This window comes from Azospirillum mesophilum (assembly GCF_053470405.2).
Genome location: NZ_JBPXMQ020000016.1, coordinates 79,126 through 94,206, shown reverse-complemented (window position 1 = coordinate 94,206; position 15,081 = coordinate 79,126). Strand labels below are relative to the sequence as shown.

General features: G+C 65.9%; 21 protein-coding genes. All 21 read left to right on the top strand.

The genetic code is table 11. The features are described 5' to 3' along the window. Positions 1-37 precede the first annotated feature (37 nt). Positions 38-1,477: a DUF3150 domain-containing protein gene (locus ACSVC7_RS17175; protein WP_448205416.1), complete on the top strand. Its 1,440-nt coding sequence runs from the start codon at positions 38-40 to the stop codon at positions 1,475-1,477. Between the two features lie 74 nt (positions 1,478-1,551). After that, positions 1,552-3,495, top strand: a complete 1,944-nt coding sequence (locus ACSVC7_RS17170) for a VWA domain-containing protein (RefSeq protein WP_448205415.1) — start codon at positions 1,552-1,554, stop codon at positions 3,493-3,495. A gap of 15 nt (positions 3,496-3,510) precedes the next feature. After that, the gene (locus ACSVC7_RS17165) at positions 3,511-3,687 is read left to right on the top strand and encodes a hypothetical protein (protein WP_448205414.1); all 177 of its coding nucleotides are present in this window, start codon (positions 3,511-3,513) and stop codon (positions 3,685-3,687) included. Between the two features lie 10 nt (positions 3,688-3,697). Beyond that, positions 3,698-3,886 (top strand): hypothetical protein, encoded by a 189-nt coding sequence (locus tag ACSVC7_RS17160; protein ID WP_448205413.1) that lies wholly within the window; start codon positions 3,698-3,700, stop codon positions 3,884-3,886. 96 nt (positions 3,887-3,982) lie between these two features. Then, positions 3,983-4,483 carry a hypothetical protein gene (locus ACSVC7_RS17155; protein WP_448205412.1) on the top strand — a complete coding sequence of 167 codons (501 nt, stop codon included), beginning with the start codon at positions 3,983-3,985 and terminating at the stop codon, positions 4,481-4,483. Positions 4,484-4,629: 146 nt separating this feature from the next. Next, entirely contained in the window at positions 4,630-5,913 is a 1,284-nt protein-coding gene (locus tag ACSVC7_RS17150) for a DUF7146 domain-containing protein (RefSeq protein WP_448205411.1), read from the top strand. Between the two features lie 10 nt (positions 5,914-5,923). Continuing rightward, positions 5,924-6,193 carry a hypothetical protein gene (locus ACSVC7_RS17145; RefSeq protein ID WP_448205410.1) on the top strand — a complete coding sequence of 90 codons (270 nt, stop codon included), beginning with the start codon at positions 5,924-5,926 and terminating at the stop codon, positions 6,191-6,193. A 146-nt stretch (positions 6,194-6,339) separates the two neighbouring features. Continuing rightward, positions 6,340-7,218: a hypothetical protein gene (locus ACSVC7_RS17140; RefSeq protein WP_448205409.1), complete on the top strand. Its 879-nt coding sequence runs from the start codon at positions 6,340-6,342 to the stop codon at positions 7,216-7,218. A 382-nt stretch (positions 7,219-7,600) separates the two neighbouring features. Beyond that, a complete protein-coding gene (locus ACSVC7_RS17135) occupies positions 7,601-7,963 on the top strand; it encodes a hypothetical protein (protein ID WP_448205408.1) in 363 nt (120 codons plus the stop codon). Between the two features lie 134 nt (positions 7,964-8,097). Beyond that, positions 8,098-8,451 carry a hypothetical protein gene (locus tag ACSVC7_RS17130; protein ID WP_448205407.1) on the top strand — a complete coding sequence of 118 codons (354 nt, stop codon included), beginning with the start codon at positions 8,098-8,100 and terminating at the stop codon, positions 8,449-8,451. A gap of 57 nt (positions 8,452-8,508) precedes the next feature. Continuing rightward, entirely contained in the window at positions 8,509-8,754 is a 246-nt protein-coding gene (locus ACSVC7_RS17125; protein ID WP_448205406.1) for a hypothetical protein, read from the top strand. Positions 8,755-8,831: 77 nt separating this feature from the next. Then, entirely contained in the window at positions 8,832-9,095 is a 264-nt protein-coding gene (locus ACSVC7_RS17120) for a hypothetical protein (protein ID WP_448205405.1), read from the top strand. Between the two features lie 220 nt (positions 9,096-9,315). Then, on the top strand, positions 9,316-9,903 hold the full coding sequence (locus ACSVC7_RS17115) for a hypothetical protein (RefSeq protein WP_448205404.1): 588 nt from the start codon (positions 9,316-9,318) through the stop codon (positions 9,901-9,903). Between the two features lie 194 nt (positions 9,904-10,097). Next, positions 10,098-10,865: a ribonucleotide reductase barrel domain-containing protein gene (locus ACSVC7_RS17110; protein ID WP_448205403.1), complete on the top strand. Its 768-nt coding sequence runs from the start codon at positions 10,098-10,100 to the stop codon at positions 10,863-10,865. After that, positions 10,829-12,439 carry a ribonucleotide reductase barrel domain-containing protein gene (locus ACSVC7_RS17105; protein WP_448205402.1) on the top strand — a complete coding sequence of 537 codons (1,611 nt, stop codon included), beginning with the start codon at positions 10,829-10,831 and terminating at the stop codon, positions 12,437-12,439. Before ACSVC7_RS17110 ends, ACSVC7_RS17105 begins: the two co-directional genes overlap by 37 nt. A gap of 136 nt (positions 12,440-12,575) precedes the next feature. Continuing rightward, positions 12,576-12,698 carry a hypothetical protein gene (locus ACSVC7_RS17100; protein WP_448205401.1) on the top strand — a complete coding sequence of 41 codons (123 nt, stop codon included), beginning with the start codon at positions 12,576-12,578 and terminating at the stop codon, positions 12,696-12,698. A 90-nt stretch (positions 12,699-12,788) separates the two neighbouring features. Continuing rightward, positions 12,789-13,100, top strand: a complete 312-nt coding sequence (locus tag ACSVC7_RS17095) for a hypothetical protein (RefSeq protein WP_448205400.1) — start codon at positions 12,789-12,791, stop codon at positions 13,098-13,100. Between the two features lie 108 nt (positions 13,101-13,208). Next, complete coding sequence (locus tag ACSVC7_RS17090; RefSeq protein WP_448205399.1) at positions 13,209-13,574, top strand: hypothetical protein; 366 nt, start codon at positions 13,209-13,211, stop codon at positions 13,572-13,574. A gap of 80 nt (positions 13,575-13,654) precedes the next feature. Continuing rightward, on the top strand, positions 13,655-14,155 hold the full coding sequence (locus tag ACSVC7_RS17085; RefSeq protein WP_448205398.1) for a hypothetical protein: 501 nt from the start codon (positions 13,655-13,657) through the stop codon (positions 14,153-14,155). 3 nt (positions 14,156-14,158) lie between these two features. Beyond that, positions 14,159-14,617 (top strand): zinc-finger-containing protein, encoded by a 459-nt coding sequence (locus ACSVC7_RS17080; protein WP_448205397.1) that lies wholly within the window; start codon positions 14,159-14,161, stop codon positions 14,615-14,617. A 94-nt stretch (positions 14,618-14,711) separates the two neighbouring features. Next, entirely contained in the window at positions 14,712-14,984 is a 273-nt protein-coding gene (locus ACSVC7_RS17075) for a hypothetical protein (RefSeq protein ID WP_448205396.1), read from the top strand. Positions 14,985-15,081: the final 97 nt, after the last annotated feature.

Sequence of the window (15,081 nt, the reverse complement as noted above, 5' to 3'; positions counted from 1 at the left end):
GTGTGCCCTCCTTTTGACTCCCCGGAGGGAACTCATCATGGAACTCAACAATGTCCTGAAGGACGTGGACATCTTCGCCATCGACGTGGACGCCTGGTCGGGCACGAAGGTGATCGACCGGGCCGAGCTGCTCCGGGCCGGCGCGAAGCTGCCCCCGCAGCTGCTGGCCAGCGGCGGCACGAAGAACGTCTTCGATCCGCAGGACCTGACCCGCTTCAACACCTTCCGCCGCCAGGGCGACCGCGCGCTGGAGGCGGTGGGCGTGAAGGTTCCGCTGCTCGGCGCCTACGCGGTGCCGAAGGCGGCCGCCGACGCGCTGGAGCGGGAGCTGAAGACGATCAAGAAGCGCTTCTACGACTACCTCGAAAACGAGTTCTTCGCGAACTTCGAGGCGAAGAAGCGCAAGTGGATCAGCAAGTGGCCCGAGCACGAGGCGTTCATCCTGAACAGCATCGACCCGGAAGAGGTCATCCGCCACAAATTCAAGTTCGCGATCGGCCGGTTCCAGCTCACCAGCGAGAACCTGGTGGGCGACACCGACATCGTCCAGGAAGTCACCAAGGTCTCCGATCGCCTGCTTGATGAAATCGCCGCCGATGCGGACGAACTCTTCAAGGTGCTCGAAGGCCGCATGACGGAACGGACGGTGCAGCGGCGTTCGCTGAACCGGCTGGAGCGCATCCGGCGCAAGCTTTTCGGGTTCGGCTTCATCGACCATGCGGTGATCCCCATGGTGGAGGCCATCGACAAGCTGATCCATCGCCTCCCGCAGGAGGGGATGATCGCGCCGGAGGACTTCATGGAAGCCCTCGCGATCACGCTCATCCTGTGCGATCCGGACAAGGTCCGGCGGCACGGGTTCGGCGCGGTCACGGTCGATGACGAGCTGGAAGCGCTGGGGGTTGCCCCCACGCCCAGCCAGACGGTGGCCCCGGTCCCGGCATCCACGCCGGCGGGGACCAACGAGCCGACGGTCGCGGGCGGCACTCAGCCGGCCGAAGGCGACCTGTTCGCCTCGACCGTCGACAGCCTGGTCGATGCGATGGACCTGTCCGTCCCGTCGGTCCCGGCGCCCGGACCCATCGCGGAGACGACGACCAGCGCCGTGGCGGAAACGCCCGCGCCGCTGGTCGCCGAACCTCTCGCAACGCCGAGCGTCGAGCCCGAGACGGCGCCGTTGGCGGTGGTTGAAACGACCGCCGCGCCGGTGGTGCCGGACACGGCTGCGCCGGGGAATGCCTCGGCGATCTGCGCGCCGGACGTCGTTCCGGTGGCGACCGCTGCGGAACCCGCTCCGGTGGTTTCCGAACCGGTGGTCGCTTCGGCGGAGCCGGTCTTGTCGTCGGTCTCGCTGCCGGCGCCCGAGACGGTCGCACCCGTGGCCGGCATCGCGCCGGTCGTCGAACTGCCGCTGCCCGCTCAGCCGCAGCCCGACCCGAACCAAGACCGCCCGCGCATGCGCCGGTACCGGTTCTGATCCCAGCAACATCCGACACGGACGCCCTCCTCACCAGGGGGCGCCCGTGCCGCTCATTCTGGAGCGTATAAGCCATGAAAGAAGCGTTGAACGTTCTGGGCGGAAAGGTCCGGAACGCCGCGGCAAGCGTGCTGCACTCTCTGCACGTGGTCGCGGGCGTCATCGGTCGCAAGACCGGTGTGCAAATCGTCGTCGGCGGCACGGAAGCGAAGACGGACAGCCGGTCCGTCCACATTCCGGCCCTCGATCTGCTGAACCAGGCCTGGCGCGCCATCGCCTACGGCTATCTCATCCACGAGTCCTTTCACCTCCGCTACACGGACTTCTCCGTGTACGCCGAAGTGGGCTCGCAGCCGATGCGGAAGCATCTGCTGAACGTCATCGAGGACCCGGTGATCGAACATCGGGGCATCCAGGAGTTTCCGGGCGTCCGGCAGGATCTCAACGAGGTCGTGCGCGAGATGATCCGGGACGGCGGCTTCGCGGCTCCGGCTGGGGACGAACACCCCGGCGCGGTGCTGTGCAACTACGTGCTCTACAAACTGCGGCATGACGTGACCGGGCAGACGCAACTGGGAGAAATCCTTCGGGAAACCGAAAAACAGTTGCGGGCAACCTTCCCGCCCGGCGCGGTGCTGCGTCTTGGCATCCTGTTGAAGGATGCCGAGGAGTGCTTCACCACGCGGGACTGCCTGGACCTTGCCGACGACATCCTCGTGATGCTCAAGGAGGAAGAGGAAAAGGCGCGTCAGCCCGATCCGTCGCCTCCGCCGCAAGATCAGGACAGCGGCCAGGGCCAAGGGCGGGGGTCTTCGACCGGCAACGGGCAGGACCAGAGCGATGGTCAGGGCCAGGGCAACGGCCAGGACCAGAGCAACGCTCAGGGCCAATCCTCGTCCGGCCACGACGGCAACGGGCAGGCCGGTCAACCGGATCAGTCCGGGACCGGAAACGGCCAGAACCAGGACGGCCAGGGCCAGGACCAAGGCGGCGCACCGGGCAATGCCCCGGGCAACGCTGCCTCCGGCCAAGGCCAGGGCTCCCAGCCATCGTCGGGGGTGCGGCCGTCCAACGGCCAAGGCTCCGGAGCCGGATCGGGTGGTGACGGCAAGCGCGATCAGGCGAAGGCCGACGCCATCACCCAGGCGCTGAATGCCACCAACAGCGTCCTGCCGACGGACACCTTCGGCGACATCGCCAAGCGGCTCACCGCCGCCGCGCGATCGAAGGATCCGAACGCCGTGCCGATCCCGACGCTGCCCGGCGTCTGGCCGGCGCCGGAGAACGCTGCCTTCGGGCAGAAGCGGCTGGAAAAGGTGCGGGCCACGTCGTCGCGCATCCGCAGCCAGATGCAGGGTCTCGTTCAGGCCTCCAGGCAGTCGCCGGCACGTCGTGCCCGCGTCGGCCAGGTGATCGACGGGAGCCGTCTGGCGCTGGTGGCGACCGGCGAGGATCGCGTCTTCCTGAAACGCGATGAGGTGCGGGCGCCCAACACGGCGTTCCATCTCCTCATCGACCAGAGTGGGTCCATGGCGGATCCTGGGGCGGGCGGCAGTCAGCTGATCGACGTTGCCTGCGAAGCCAGCCTTGCGCTCGCCCTCGCCCTCGAAGGAGTGCCGGGCGTGAGCGTGGCGGTGTCGTCCTTCCCGGGCGTCCTCACCGTGCTCAAGCGCGGCGAAAGCGTGCGGGCAGCCGCCGGCCGCTTCACGCTGAAAGCCACCGGCGGCACGCCGATGGCTCCGGCCATCTGGCACGCCGTCACCGAGATCGCCCAGGCTCCGGAGGAGCGCAAGGTGATCATGGTGCTGACCGACGGGGCGCCGGACAACCGGCCGGCCGTCGAGCACGTGGTGCAGCGCTGCATCGCTTCCGGCGTGGAAGTGATTGGCATCGGCATCGGGACCGGGGTCGTGAAGACCTTGTTTCCGGTCTCCGCCGTCATCCACGACGTCGAGCAGCTGCGCGACGTGATGTTCAACCTGGCCCGGCGTGCGTTGCTCGCCAGCAAGGCCGCCTAAAAGGAGAAAGACGACATGCCCTGGTACATCGACGGTGTGGCGTACACGAAGCGCAGCTGCGGCTGCTGCCGAAAGGAGTTCCACCCCAAACTGGCGGATGTCCGGCGCGGCTGGGGCAAATTTTGCAGCAATGTTTGCAAGAACAAGGCGCGCCGTCGCCGATCCAAGCCGCGCCGTAAGGTGGCCGCGTAAGGATCCGCTCATGGACGTGACCATTCACACGCTGGACGAGGACGGTAACGTCGTCGCCAGCGAAACCGCGACCTGCCTCCCGCTGACCCGACCGGGCCAGCTGGAGACGATGCTGGACCTGATGGGCAAGGGGGCCTCCTTCGAGGACGCCTGGCACCTGTCCGAGCAGGCGATCGCCATGCCCGGCGCGCCGACCTAACGAACCGCCCGCCACCGCGCGGGCTTTTCTGAAACCCTGACGGGACACCGACGCCCCGGCAGGGGCATCGGGTCCTGTCCAAAGATGGACAATCCGATGAACGCAAACTTAGCGAACGGCGGCCGCACCGTGACGGTGGTGGCCGACGCGTCCTTCGACGAGGACGCCTCAATAGCGGGCTGGGGCGGCTGGGTCGTCGCCGGCGATCGTGTCGAACAGGTTTCCGGGATCATCCGTTGCGACGGCATCGACAGCACCGGCGCCGAACTCGCCGCTCTCGGCAACGTGATCGCCCTCGCGGTCACCAGTCTCCAGCTCGGTCGTGGTGACGGCATCCTCGTGGTGTCGGACTGCGAGCACGCGCTGAACATTATCGCCCGCGCCAAGCCTCCGGCGGCCGACCGGCCCAAGGACGTGGCGGTGCGGGACACGGTGGACGCCATGACCCGCCTACGCGGGATCAAAATCCACACGATGTATGCCGGCCGGAAGCTCGTGACGAGCATTCCGCTGCGGGCCTTGCAGCACGCAAGCGACCAGACGGCCCGCGCTGTCCTGGCCGAACACCGGGCGCGCGCGCTGCTGAGCGCCGCCTGACGACCACCACGGCCCAACCGGGCCGCGGCTTCTTCTTAAAACAGCGGCGCCGGAATGACCCGGCGCCGCCCTTCTCAACCCCACCGGGGACCGTGCTTCCCCGGATGGGGACGCCGCGTGCCCTGGTTTGTCGTGAGGTCTTGATCATGAAAGTCGTGACGATTGATGCCGATAAGGTCCGTCAAGAGGTGGAAGGCCGCTGGGGGGAGGTGCTGGACAAGCTGGCTCCTTCGCTCAAGCATGCCCTCCGCCTCGCACCGCGGCACTGCGCGTGCCCGGTTTGCGGCGGTAAGGACCGTTTCCGCATCTACAGGGACTTGGCGAAGCGCGGTGGGGCGTACTGCAACCAGTGCGTAAATCCCCGCACCGGCAAGCTCGGGTTCGGCAATGGGTTTGACCTTCTGATGTGGGTCAATAACTGGTCTTTCCCCGAGACGCTCGAAGAGGTTGCTCGCGTGGTCGGGGTGTCTCCGGAACAGGCCCCCCCCCGAAACAACGACCGCCGCCGCGAGCCGAAGCCGCCTCGTGTTGAACGCCGCATTGAACCGGTGTTCGACCAAGCGGAGGAGGCTGCGGCCATCCAGCGGATCCGCAATCGCCAGATGGAAATGTGGAAGGCGGCCCTGCCGTTGTCCCATCCGGATGCGATCGCCGGCCGCCTGTACCTCTTCAACCGCGGGCTCAACTCGATCCCGTGGGAGAAGGATCCGCAGGTCCGCCTGCACCCGGCTCTCCCCTATTGGGAAGCTGGTCCGTCTGGCAAGCTGCGGAAGGTGGGTGAGTTTCCCTGCCTGCTGTTCCGCGTGCTGGACGGCAACGGCCTCACCGTGACGCTCCATCGGATTTACCTGACGCCGGACGGCCAGAAGGCCCCGGTCGACGAACCGAAGAAGCTCATGGAGGTGCCGAAGGACCGCTCCATGATCGGCAGCGCGATCCGCCTCGGCGGCGTCGGGCCGGTGCTGGGCATCGCCGAGGGACCGGAAACGGCTCTCGCGGTGCATCTGGCGACCGGCATGCCGGTGTGGTCGGCGGTGAGTGCGGCGTTCCTGCCCTACGTCTTCCCGGTCACGGAGGAGACCGAGACGGTGCAGGAGCCGCAGGAGCGGAAGGGTTTCGTCGCCCGCGTGACGTCCCTGGTGCGTCGGCCCGAGCCGGTGCGCCAAGTCAAGCGCAGCGGCGTAATCCTCCCCGAAGGCGTCGAGGCGGTCGCCATTTGGGCCGACCTCGACCGCAGCCAGGCGGGCGAAGCGGCGGCGAAGGACCTCAAGCGGGTCCTGATGACCGGTGGCGTCCAGACGCAAATCTGGTTGCCCCCGGTGTCGCTTCCGGACGGGGTGAAGTCGGTGGACTGGCTCGACGTGTTCGTCGAGTTGGGCCGCTCTGGCTTCCCGCGGTCGGCGCTCGCCCAGCAGCTGCGCGTGGCGTGAGGAGGGACCAATGACGGTGCTCGACTTCAACGTCGTGAAGACCGCGCCGGGCGAAGGGGAGCAACACCCCTTCGCGCCTCCCTCGGGCTGGTCGGGCGATGCGGAGGCTTACCGCAGCCTCATGCGCACCCGGTTCAAAAAGGACCGGATGCATGGGCAGCGGATGGCCTGCATCGCCCGTTACGCGATGACTGCCGGCGCCCAGTACCTCGGGCCGTTTGCGGCTGAGGCACGGGCGATCGTAGAGGCTCTCAAGCCCAAGAAGACGGCCAGTGTGTAACGCCTGCCGTGACGCGACCGGCCTCACCCGACAGGGTGGGGCCGTTGTCCGGTTCTGATGGCGGCGACGCCGCATGTGGTTTGTGCGGGTAAAAATTTATTCGTTTTTCCATTTTTTGACGCGGTTTGGTGTGGGGTTGCAGAGCGATGGTTGGTGAGGTGAGCGTTCCGTCGAGCGGGGAGGGCGGCGAGCGGCCGCCGCCGCTGGTGTCCCCTTATGAGGACGTGATTCCGGGTGCGGTCGTGGTCGCGTGGGTCACCGCTGGTCCGGCCAGGAAGCGGCTGGAGATGCTCGCCCGTGTCCGCGTGTCCGTGCCGTGGGACCGGCGCCTCTGGCCGGTGCGCGAGCGTGGCGACAATGAGGTGGTGCTTGCGTGGGGTGAGACACGCCGCACTCTGACGCTGGAGGAACTGGCGCGGGAATGGGTGATCGTGCCGCAGCGCCGTCGCCGGCTGCACCGGGCGCTCACGGAGTTTCAAGCGGGCGGTCTGCCCTTTGAGTCGGCGGGGCGGGCGGTCGTGCAGCGCGCCGGCGGTGATCCGGGCGTGCTCGACCGCACCAGCCTCAACGACCTTGGCGCGTTGGACCAGGGGCACGACCTGCCCCGGAAGGCCGCCTACGCGTTGTTTCAGGCCGTGAAGCGGGCCAAGCTGGAGCGTGCCGCGGTCTCGGCGTTTGTTCGCGCCCTGGAACGCGAGCCGACGATCACAAAGCGGGTATACGCGGCGACCCTCGCCCGGCGCGCCGGATTGCACGCGCTTGTGATTGATCTGACCGATCCGCAAGAATGGATGGACCAGCGGGCGGGCCGGTTTGTCGCGGCCTGTCTGTGGACCCTGCGCAGCATGGCTAACTCGGCCATCGGCAATGTGATCGAAGCCGAACGGTGCGCGGCGAAGTCCTACGCCCTCAACAACAAAATCCAGGACGGACCGCGTCGTCCGGCGCCCGTCGCCGCCATGTACCGGGCACTCGACCGGGCGTTGAGTGGAGACGATCTTTACACGGGAGATGCTCCGGTATAACCTGCAGTCCATCTGACCGACGCGCCTTGTGCCGTTGGTTTGGCGAACGCCTCCGTTGGGGCGTCGTCCGGGACCCGCTCCGTTAACGCGATGACGGCTGGCCGTTGATCCAGCCGGGCACACCCGCCGGGGCACCGGCGGCTGCTCAAGGAGGCAAGGACCTCCGGTTCACGTTGGGCGGGCAGCACCCGCCTGCTTCCCGTGCAGGGAAGCACCCTGCACTTCCTACCATCCTGGCGCGACGGTGCGCCGGCGAACCAGCTTTCCACCTCACCGCGACCGTCAGCCGACGGCCGCGATGTCGTCATGGCACGCCCCGTAGGGGACGCTCGCGTCCCCAGGGGGCACGTGCGTCGTCTTCGGGCGTTTCGAGGAATCCCCGATGAAGACCACGATCATTTTCGACACGCTCGTTGCCCTCGCCGCCAGCCAGACGGCCACCGACGAGGATCTTCTGCTCGACCGTGACGCCTGCTCGCGCATGCGTGCTGGCGAACATTATCTGTGGGCGGCCCACGCCACCGGCACCGAGCTGGTGAGGGTGCCCGCCGCGGTCAAGCCGTTCCACCTGCTGTACGGCCTCGATGAAGGGGACATCGAGCAGGTGTACCTCATTACCGTGACCGGCAACGGTACCGGGACGGTTGAGCCGATCGACCACGCGAAGGCCCGCCAGTTGGCGACGCCCACGCGCGATTTCGTGCCCGCGCCGATGCGCCTCGGCGCCGTCGCCCTCGTCTCGTAAGAGGCCCGCGCGACGCCAACGCACTCTGTATCCACACCGGTCGCCGCGGCGGCCGATCATCCTGAAACCCTCTGGGGGAGCGCGCCTTCCCTGAGGGGAGGCGTCTCCGTCCTTCGAGCAACAAGGAAAATTCGATGAGCACGGAAAACACCACGACCAATGTGCAGAACGTCCTGCTGAAGCCGATCCGTCCCGGTGACGAAAAGCGCTGCCCGACCTGGGCCGGCTTTCCCTACGGCACGATCGTTCGGTACGACGGCTGCGCGCCGTCGATGGCGAACACGAAGGTGACGACGCTGGAAGGCGAGGTCATCGTCGAGTATCTGCCGCTCATGCACGCCGTCGCCCGCGCGCAGGAAGAAGCCGCCCGCCGGCGGTGCTGCATCCGCGTGATCGGGCCGTACGAGTGCCTGGACGGGGTGGTGATGACCCCAGAGGGCGTGTTCCTCAAGGAGGAGCACAGGCAGTACCAGAGCTGCGGCCATTGAAGCCTCAACCTCATCAGCACGGGATGGAGCAATCCCCCGAACATCAAGGAGGTGCCCATGTTGGGCAAGGCTGACAACGCCGAGAAAGCGCTTATCGCCATCAGCGTCCTGCTGGTTGGCCTGCTGTGCTACGGCGATTGGCTGCTGATCAAATCCAGCCGCCACTACGAATGGATCCTGGACAGCAAGACCGCGAACGACACGTTCATCGTGGTCGCGAGCGGGACCGGTCCGTTGTTGATGCTGTTCGCCTGCGTCACGGCCACCATCGTGATCCGGGCGAAGCTTTTCCCCAGCGACTGATCGCTGGTTTTCCCCAACCGGGGCGCAGACGTGCCCCGTGGGGCAGCGTGTGCGTCTCTCTTTTCGAGGAGGATGTCATGCTGTTTGAACGGACTGTGCGGATGGAGGTTGGATTGGACGGTTCGCCGACGGTTCCCTTTTTCCGGACGCTGGCCGTGTGGCTCTCGTTGCCGATCAATCTGCGCGTTGTCGTCGAAGGGCTCTCGGGCCGTCGCTACAACGTGTGGCGTGCTGACGACGGCGAGGTCGGCCTGGTTGCCGTCGAACCGGATGAGAAGGGCCTCCTCGCGGAGATTACTCTTCCCCTGCCGGATGGGTTCTGGGACTTGGCCCGGACCTGATTCTGTGTGGTCGGACGGCTCCCCTCGGGGAGCTGCCGTCCTAACATCCCGGCTGTGAACAGCCGATTTTAAACTGATCCCCAACCGGGGGCGCATGCGTGCCCCTCCGGGGGCATGTGTGCGCCGACCAACCAAACGGTGTCACATGGTTACAATTACGCAACTCAAGCTCTATCGGGCTGTCTTGGTTCGCTGCTTCGGCGCCGAAGGGCTCGATCCAGTGGAAGCCGCACTGTCGCGCGAGCACACTCTGGCGGACGGCGACGTTCTGACCTACCGGGTCGCGTTCCAACGCCACATCGGTCAATGGGTCATTTCGATGGCATGCAACGGCCAACCCGCATGGGTGCTCGGCCGCGACCACGTCCTGGCCGACATCGCCGGGGAACTCGGCGCCTACATCTGGGACCTGGAACGCTGCATCGAACACGAGGCGGAGGTGAAGGACGCCGAACAGGCGAAGCTTGAGGAGGAAGCCTACCATCTCCAGCAACTGGAGAAGATCGGCGGACTAACGGATGACGGCCTGATCCGCGGTTACGAAGACGCGGTTGTCGAAGACATGCGCACCAGCGACTGCTTCCAGGAATGGGGTTGGCACCCGGCCTACACGGGCCCGGACGATCCCGGTCTCGGCTACTACCAGGAGCAATCGCGGTTGGCCGGCGAAATCCGAGACGCTTATGAATCCGAAATGAAGCGGCGCGGCCTTTACGAGGCCCATCACAACGCCGTTTTCGATCGCGTCATGGAGCGTCGCGGGTACAACGATGAGCCGGTCGGGAACTACTACCCGCCCGCGAAGTGATCGGCCAAGGACCGAGCATGCTGGGACTGCCACCGGCGGTCCGAGGAAATGCACTTCGATGAAGAAGGCAGGGAGCCCTGCCAGATCGGGACGTGCCGCAACACCCGATCCGACCAAATCAATCAACCCCACGGGGAAAGCGTCGCTCCCCGTCGGGAGAGGCCTTTCCCTTTTTCTTTGAAAAGGAAAAGGCCATGTTTGAACGCCAGCTGATCTGTGACGAAATCGTCGCCGACAAGTATGCGCAGGAGGGGGAAAAGACCCCGTGCGACATTCACGCCCGCGTGCTCGGCGCTCTCCTTGAGGGCGATCCGCGTCGCGATGAGCTGTACGAGCCGATGAAGGCCGCGATGGACGCTTTTGAGATGCTCCCGGCCGGCCGCATCCTCGCGGGCGCCGGAAGCAGGAGAAACGTCACTTGGTTCAACTGCTTCGTGAACGAAGAACTCGAAGACTCGATGCAAGGGATTATCGGCACCGGGCTGCTCCGCATGTCGATCACCCTGCAGCGTGGTGGCGGAATGGGCACTGATTTCTCGCCGGTCCGCCCAAAAGGCGCTCTGGTGAAGGGAACAGGCACGCGCGCTTCCGGCGTGGTGTCCTTCATGCACCCGTTCGACTCTACCGGTGAAACGGTTGAGTCGGCCGGCGAACGCCGCGGCGCTCAGATCGCTACCCTGCGCATCGACCATCCCGACATCGAGATGTTCATCGACGCGAAGCGGAGCGGGAAGCTCACCGGGATGAACCTGTCGGTGCTCGTCACCGACGACTTCATGAACGCTCTCAAGATGGATGGCATGTTCGACCTGGGTCACGAGGCCCAGCCGTTCAGCGACGCCGACATCGTGGAGGTTCAGGAGCGGAACGGTAAGCCCTGGTACGTCTACCCCGCATCCGCGCTCACGACCTGTGGGACCGGATCATGCAGGCGACTTACGCGTATGCTGAGCCGGGAGTGATCTTCATTGATCGCGTCAACAAGCTCAACAATCTCGCTTACGTCGAAAAGATTATCGGCGCGAACCCCTGTGGCGAGCAAATGCTCCCCAAAAATGGGGCCTGCTGCCTCGGCCAGAACTGGTTGCCGGTGTTCGTCCGCGAGCCGTTCACCCCGCGCGCGCGCTTCGACTTCGAAGCGTTCGAACGGGCGACGGGCTACACGGTGCGACTGCTGGACAACGTCCTCGACCGCTCGCCCTTCCCCTGGGATGAGCAGCGGCGGGAAGCTCAGGCGAAGCGGCGGATCGGCATCGGAACGCCCGGTATTGCCGACATGCTGCTGATGCTGGGGCTCCGGTATGGCTCGACGAAAGCCCTCAAGATGGTCGCGCGGATCAAGCGCTTCCATCGCGATGCGGCCTACCGCGCCAGCGTGGAGTTGGCGAAGGAGAGGGGAGCATTCCCGCTGTTCAACGCGAAGGAATTCCTTTCGCGTCCGTTCGTGAAGCGGTTGCCGGAAGACATCCGCGACGGAATCGAGAAATACGGCATTCGGAACGGCGTGCTTCTGTCGGACGCCCCGACGGGCACCACGGGCCTGTATGCCGGGAACATGAACGGCGGCATCGAGCCGGTGTTCGCGTACTATTATGAACGCAAGCGCCGCATGGGTGATGAGTGGGTCACGCGGGACGTATTCAACGCCGCGTATCTGCTCTATTGCCGGATGCACGGTCTCGACCCTGTGGCGAAGGAGACGGCGGCGCAGCTGCCGGACTACTTCGTGTCCGCTCAGACGCTGACACCGCGTGAGCACGTCATGACTCAAGCGGTCTGCCAGCGTTACGTCGACAGTTCCATCAGCAAGACCGTGAACTGCCCGGAGGACATTCCCTTCGAGGCGTTCAAGGACGTCTACCGGATGGCCTACGGCATGGGCTGCAAGGGCATCACGACCTACCGTCCCAACGAGGTCACGGGAAGCGTGCTCACGGTCAAAAAGGGCGAGACGCCGGCGGCCGCGCCGACGGTTGCTCCTCCGGCTCCGACCGTGACGCTGAATCTGCCGAAACGGCTTCCGAGCGAGAGGATCGAGTTGGAGTGGCCGCCGACTGACAGCCGCATCTACCTCCACATCTCCCGCTTCACGGAGCCCGATGGACGCACGCGTGCCGTCGAGGCTTTCGTGTCGTCCGACGACCTGGCGACGAGCGAGCTGGCTACGGCCGTTGCGAAGCTCGTGAGCCACATCCTGCGGCGCGACTGCGAGCCCCTCTCGGCTATTGAGAAGCTCAAGTCGATCCGCGGCGCTCAAGGGTCTTGGGTCGAGGGCAAATGGTACGACGGTCTGGTAAGCCTGATCGGCCACCGCATCGAGGAGTACATCCTCTCCCTCGGCAACCATGAGCACAGCGAAGGACCCTGCGCTTGCCACACTGCGGCGGAAGCCGTGGAGGTGACGGCGCCGGAAAGCGTGGCGACGCCGGGCATTCCCGGCGCTAAGAAGTGCTTGAAATGCGGGCAGGTCGCTCTCATCCGTGAAGACGGATGTGAGAAGTGCTTGAACTGCGGCGCGAGTAAATGCAACGGCTAAACGCCAGCCTTTATCATAGTAAAAGCGACGTTCACCTGTCGCTGGCAGGAGCACATCGCCGAAACGGGGATGTTCCTCCTGCCAGGATAGGCATGGGCGTCTGTGTATATCAATCTTTTCATGCGAGACAAAAACCATGAAGACGATCGATCTTGCCCGCATGTCGCCCGGCTACGACGGCCCGGACAACCGGGCCGCCGTTGACGCCGCGGCGGCGCTGATCGACCGCGTGGTCGCGGCTCTGTCGCCGGCGCACTGACACGCAGCGTCCCACGCTGCCCCCAAACGAACCCCACCGGGTGCGCTCCCCCGGCTGGGGGCGCACCGTAACTCCAAGAGGAGAAGCGCGATGCGCGAGAAGCAACACCTCACGCTCACCGTAACCTGGCGTGACGAGAATTACGGCGGGATCTACCGGGCGAAGGCGTTCCGCGCCACCGTCAGTCCGGTGGTGTCGGACGCCATTCTCGAAAAGCTTGCTCGGCTGTTCCGGCGCCATGGGTTCGCGATGAACCCCAGGCGGGGATCGTGGATCGCCGAGAACTGCGCCGACCAGGCGCTGCACGATCTGGTCCGCGACCTCTCGGACGCGGGCTATCTCGTGCTCCACAAGGGATGCGTACCCGACACCCTCGCGGTGGCGGAGCTGACGGCGGCCTGACCGCCGGGTCGGCTCCGAACACGGATCCGTGCATCAATTCAACCATACTGGACCGGGAGACGCGCTCGCACGAGCGCCCTCCGTTCCTAGTTACGTGGGAGAAAATCAATGAAAAAGTTGATCGCCATGGCGCTGACCACCGTCCTGAAGGCGGCTGGACTCGCGCCGAAGCATGATGCTTCGAAAAGCCGGGGCGAGACGGGCAGCGCTTTGCTGCCGCTCGACACTCTGGCGGACCTCCCCGGCTTCTTCGCACAACGCGGTTCGGCCGCGTGGCAAGAAGCCTGGGGCGCCTTAAAGGCGGAGTTCGGCGATGTTCGGTGCCTGAGCCCCGACGGCGCCGAAGAGTGGCAGTACATGGGCACGCACCAGCAGCCGGATGGCAGCTGGCAGCACCACTTCCGCCATCGGGCGCTCCCGCCCGTCGGCGCGAGCGCGAACCTCGTGTACCCGGCGACGGCGCCGGCCATCTGAACCGAAAACGACAACCAACCCGACGGGGAGCGCTCCCCGATGGGGGCGCGCTCCGTCCCCATCACTTGAGGAGAGCGTTGATGAAGAAGCTGAACATCATGGGCGCGGTCGCCGCGATGGTCGTGTTCGACTACGCGGCGATCGGCGGTCCGATGCGCGCGTTCTGCGCTGAACTGACGGGCCGCCAGTGGCTGCGCGCTCACGGGTTTACCGGCGACACTTCCATCCAGGTCAGCGAGATCGTGGAGTGGGAGATTTCGCCGACCCACCGGGCCGCCGATGTCCTGTTCCGGCAGGGTTCCGTCGAGGCCAAGTTCACCGATCTGATCCGGCGGAACCTGCCGGTCCTGACTGGCGGCACCGCGGAAGCTGGCGACCTGATGCAGTTCGAATTGGACGGCATCTCCGCGTTCTACGACCATTCCTGTTCAAGCTGGACGGGGTACGGCGTTACCGGGTCCGGATCGGACGGCGGTAACGGCTTCGTGCTCGATCCGGACTTCGCGCAGGCGTGGCTGGAGCGCGGGAAATGCAGGCTCCGGGTGCATACCCTGCGCCTGCCGCAAAAGTCCGCAGCTTGACCGATGGCTGCCACCGGAACCGCGGAACAGCCGGAGGCCGCCAAGCCGCCGCGCGACGAGCACGGCCGACTGCTCTGCTCGTACTGCGGCATGCCGACGGAGTTGCTGAGAAACAGCGCCGTGATCTACGGCACGGACTATGGCCCGGTCCACCGCTGCCCTTTGGGATGCGGCTGGGTCGGCTGCCATCCCGGCACCTGCAAGGCGCTGGGTCGCGTCGCCGACCGCGATCTGCGGCAAGCCAAGATGGCCGCGCACCAAGCCTTCGATCGCCTCTGGAAACGGAAGGCGTGGCTGATGGGCGGCAAGCGCCGTCACTATCAGGCGGCGCGTCAGGCCGGCTACCGCTGGCTTGCCGAGCAACTGGGGATCGACCACTCGCTCTGCCACATCGGGTTCATGAACCTGGCAATGTGCCGGCGCGTCGTTGCGCTCTGTTCCCCGTACCTTCGCCACCGCTGACCGTTCTTCGCCGGCAGCACACCCACCAACCCCGATCGGGGGCACGCGTTGCCCCCGAGGGGGCGGCGTGTGCCTGCATGGAGAGGATTCAGCCATGGACAGCAATCGCGACGAAAGCCCGAAGGCCCGGGCCTTTGCAATCGTCTTTGCGTACCGCATGAACCTGATCCCCTACGCACGGGCGGTCAGGGAACTGGTCGCGCTCGGCATGCCCGAGCTGGCCGGCAAGGGTTCGTGTCCGGTGGTCGAGACGTTGCACGCAACGTCGCTGGAAGCGCTTCGGCGCAACATCCGCGCCTACGTGCCGCCGCCACCGGTTCAACTCCCCGACACCGGCAAGATGCTGCGCCTTGCGCACATCGCCTGACCGGTCTGGTTCGCGCCGTTTTGGCGCACCGAACAGGGGACCGGGGACCGTTCCGCAAGGAGCGGTCCCTTCGGCGCGTTCTGCGCCCCGGTCCTCG

Coding starts and splice junctions, on each gene's coding strand:
- ACSVC7_RS17110 (WP_448205403.1), top strand. CDS start 10,098: ATGTTTGAACGCCAGCTGATCTGTGACGAAATCGTCGCCGACAAGTAT.
- ACSVC7_RS17095 (WP_448205400.1), top strand. CDS start 12,789: ATGCGCGAGAAGCAACACCTCACGCTCACCGTAACCTGGCGTGACGAG.
- ACSVC7_RS17090 (WP_448205399.1), top strand. CDS start 13,209: ATGAAAAAGTTGATCGCCATGGCGCTGACCACCGTCCTGAAGGCGGCT.
- ACSVC7_RS17175 (WP_448205416.1), top strand. CDS start 38: ATGGAACTCAACAATGTCCTGAAGGACGTGGACATCTTCGCCATCGAC.
- ACSVC7_RS17155 (WP_448205412.1), top strand. CDS start 3,983: ATGAACGCAAACTTAGCGAACGGCGGCCGCACCGTGACGGTGGTGGCC.
- ACSVC7_RS17085 (WP_448205398.1), top strand. CDS start 13,655: ATGAAGAAGCTGAACATCATGGGCGCGGTCGCCGCGATGGTCGTGTTC.
- ACSVC7_RS17145 (WP_448205410.1), top strand. CDS start 5,924: ATGACGGTGCTCGACTTCAACGTCGTGAAGACCGCGCCGGGCGAAGGG.
- ACSVC7_RS17150 (WP_448205411.1), top strand. CDS start 4,630: ATGAAAGTCGTGACGATTGATGCCGATAAGGTCCGTCAAGAGGTGGAA.
- ACSVC7_RS17160 (WP_448205413.1), top strand. CDS start 3,698: ATGGACGTGACCATTCACACGCTGGACGAGGACGGTAACGTCGTCGCC.
- ACSVC7_RS17075 (WP_448205396.1), top strand. CDS start 14,712: ATGGACAGCAATCGCGACGAAAGCCCGAAGGCCCGGGCCTTTGCAATC.
- ACSVC7_RS17100 (WP_448205401.1), top strand. CDS start 12,576: ATGAAGACGATCGATCTTGCCCGCATGTCGCCCGGCTACGACGGCCCG.
- ACSVC7_RS17170 (WP_448205415.1), top strand. CDS start 1,552: ATGAAAGAAGCGTTGAACGTTCTGGGCGGAAAGGTCCGGAACGCCGCG.
- ACSVC7_RS17165 (WP_448205414.1), top strand. CDS start 3,511: ATGCCCTGGTACATCGACGGTGTGGCGTACACGAAGCGCAGCTGCGGC.
- ACSVC7_RS17135 (WP_448205408.1), top strand. CDS start 7,601: ATGAAGACCACGATCATTTTCGACACGCTCGTTGCCCTCGCCGCCAGC.
- ACSVC7_RS17130 (WP_448205407.1), top strand. CDS start 8,098: ATGAGCACGGAAAACACCACGACCAATGTGCAGAACGTCCTGCTGAAG.
- ACSVC7_RS17120 (WP_448205405.1), top strand. CDS start 8,832: ATGCTGTTTGAACGGACTGTGCGGATGGAGGTTGGATTGGACGGTTCG.
- ACSVC7_RS17125 (WP_448205406.1), top strand. CDS start 8,509: ATGTTGGGCAAGGCTGACAACGCCGAGAAAGCGCTTATCGCCATCAGC.
- ACSVC7_RS17105 (WP_448205402.1), top strand. CDS start 10,829: ATGCAGGCGACTTACGCGTATGCTGAGCCGGGAGTGATCTTCATTGAT.
- ACSVC7_RS17140 (WP_448205409.1), top strand. CDS start 6,340: ATGGTTGGTGAGGTGAGCGTTCCGTCGAGCGGGGAGGGCGGCGAGCGG.
- ACSVC7_RS17080 (WP_448205397.1), top strand. CDS start 14,159: ATGGCTGCCACCGGAACCGCGGAACAGCCGGAGGCCGCCAAGCCGCCG.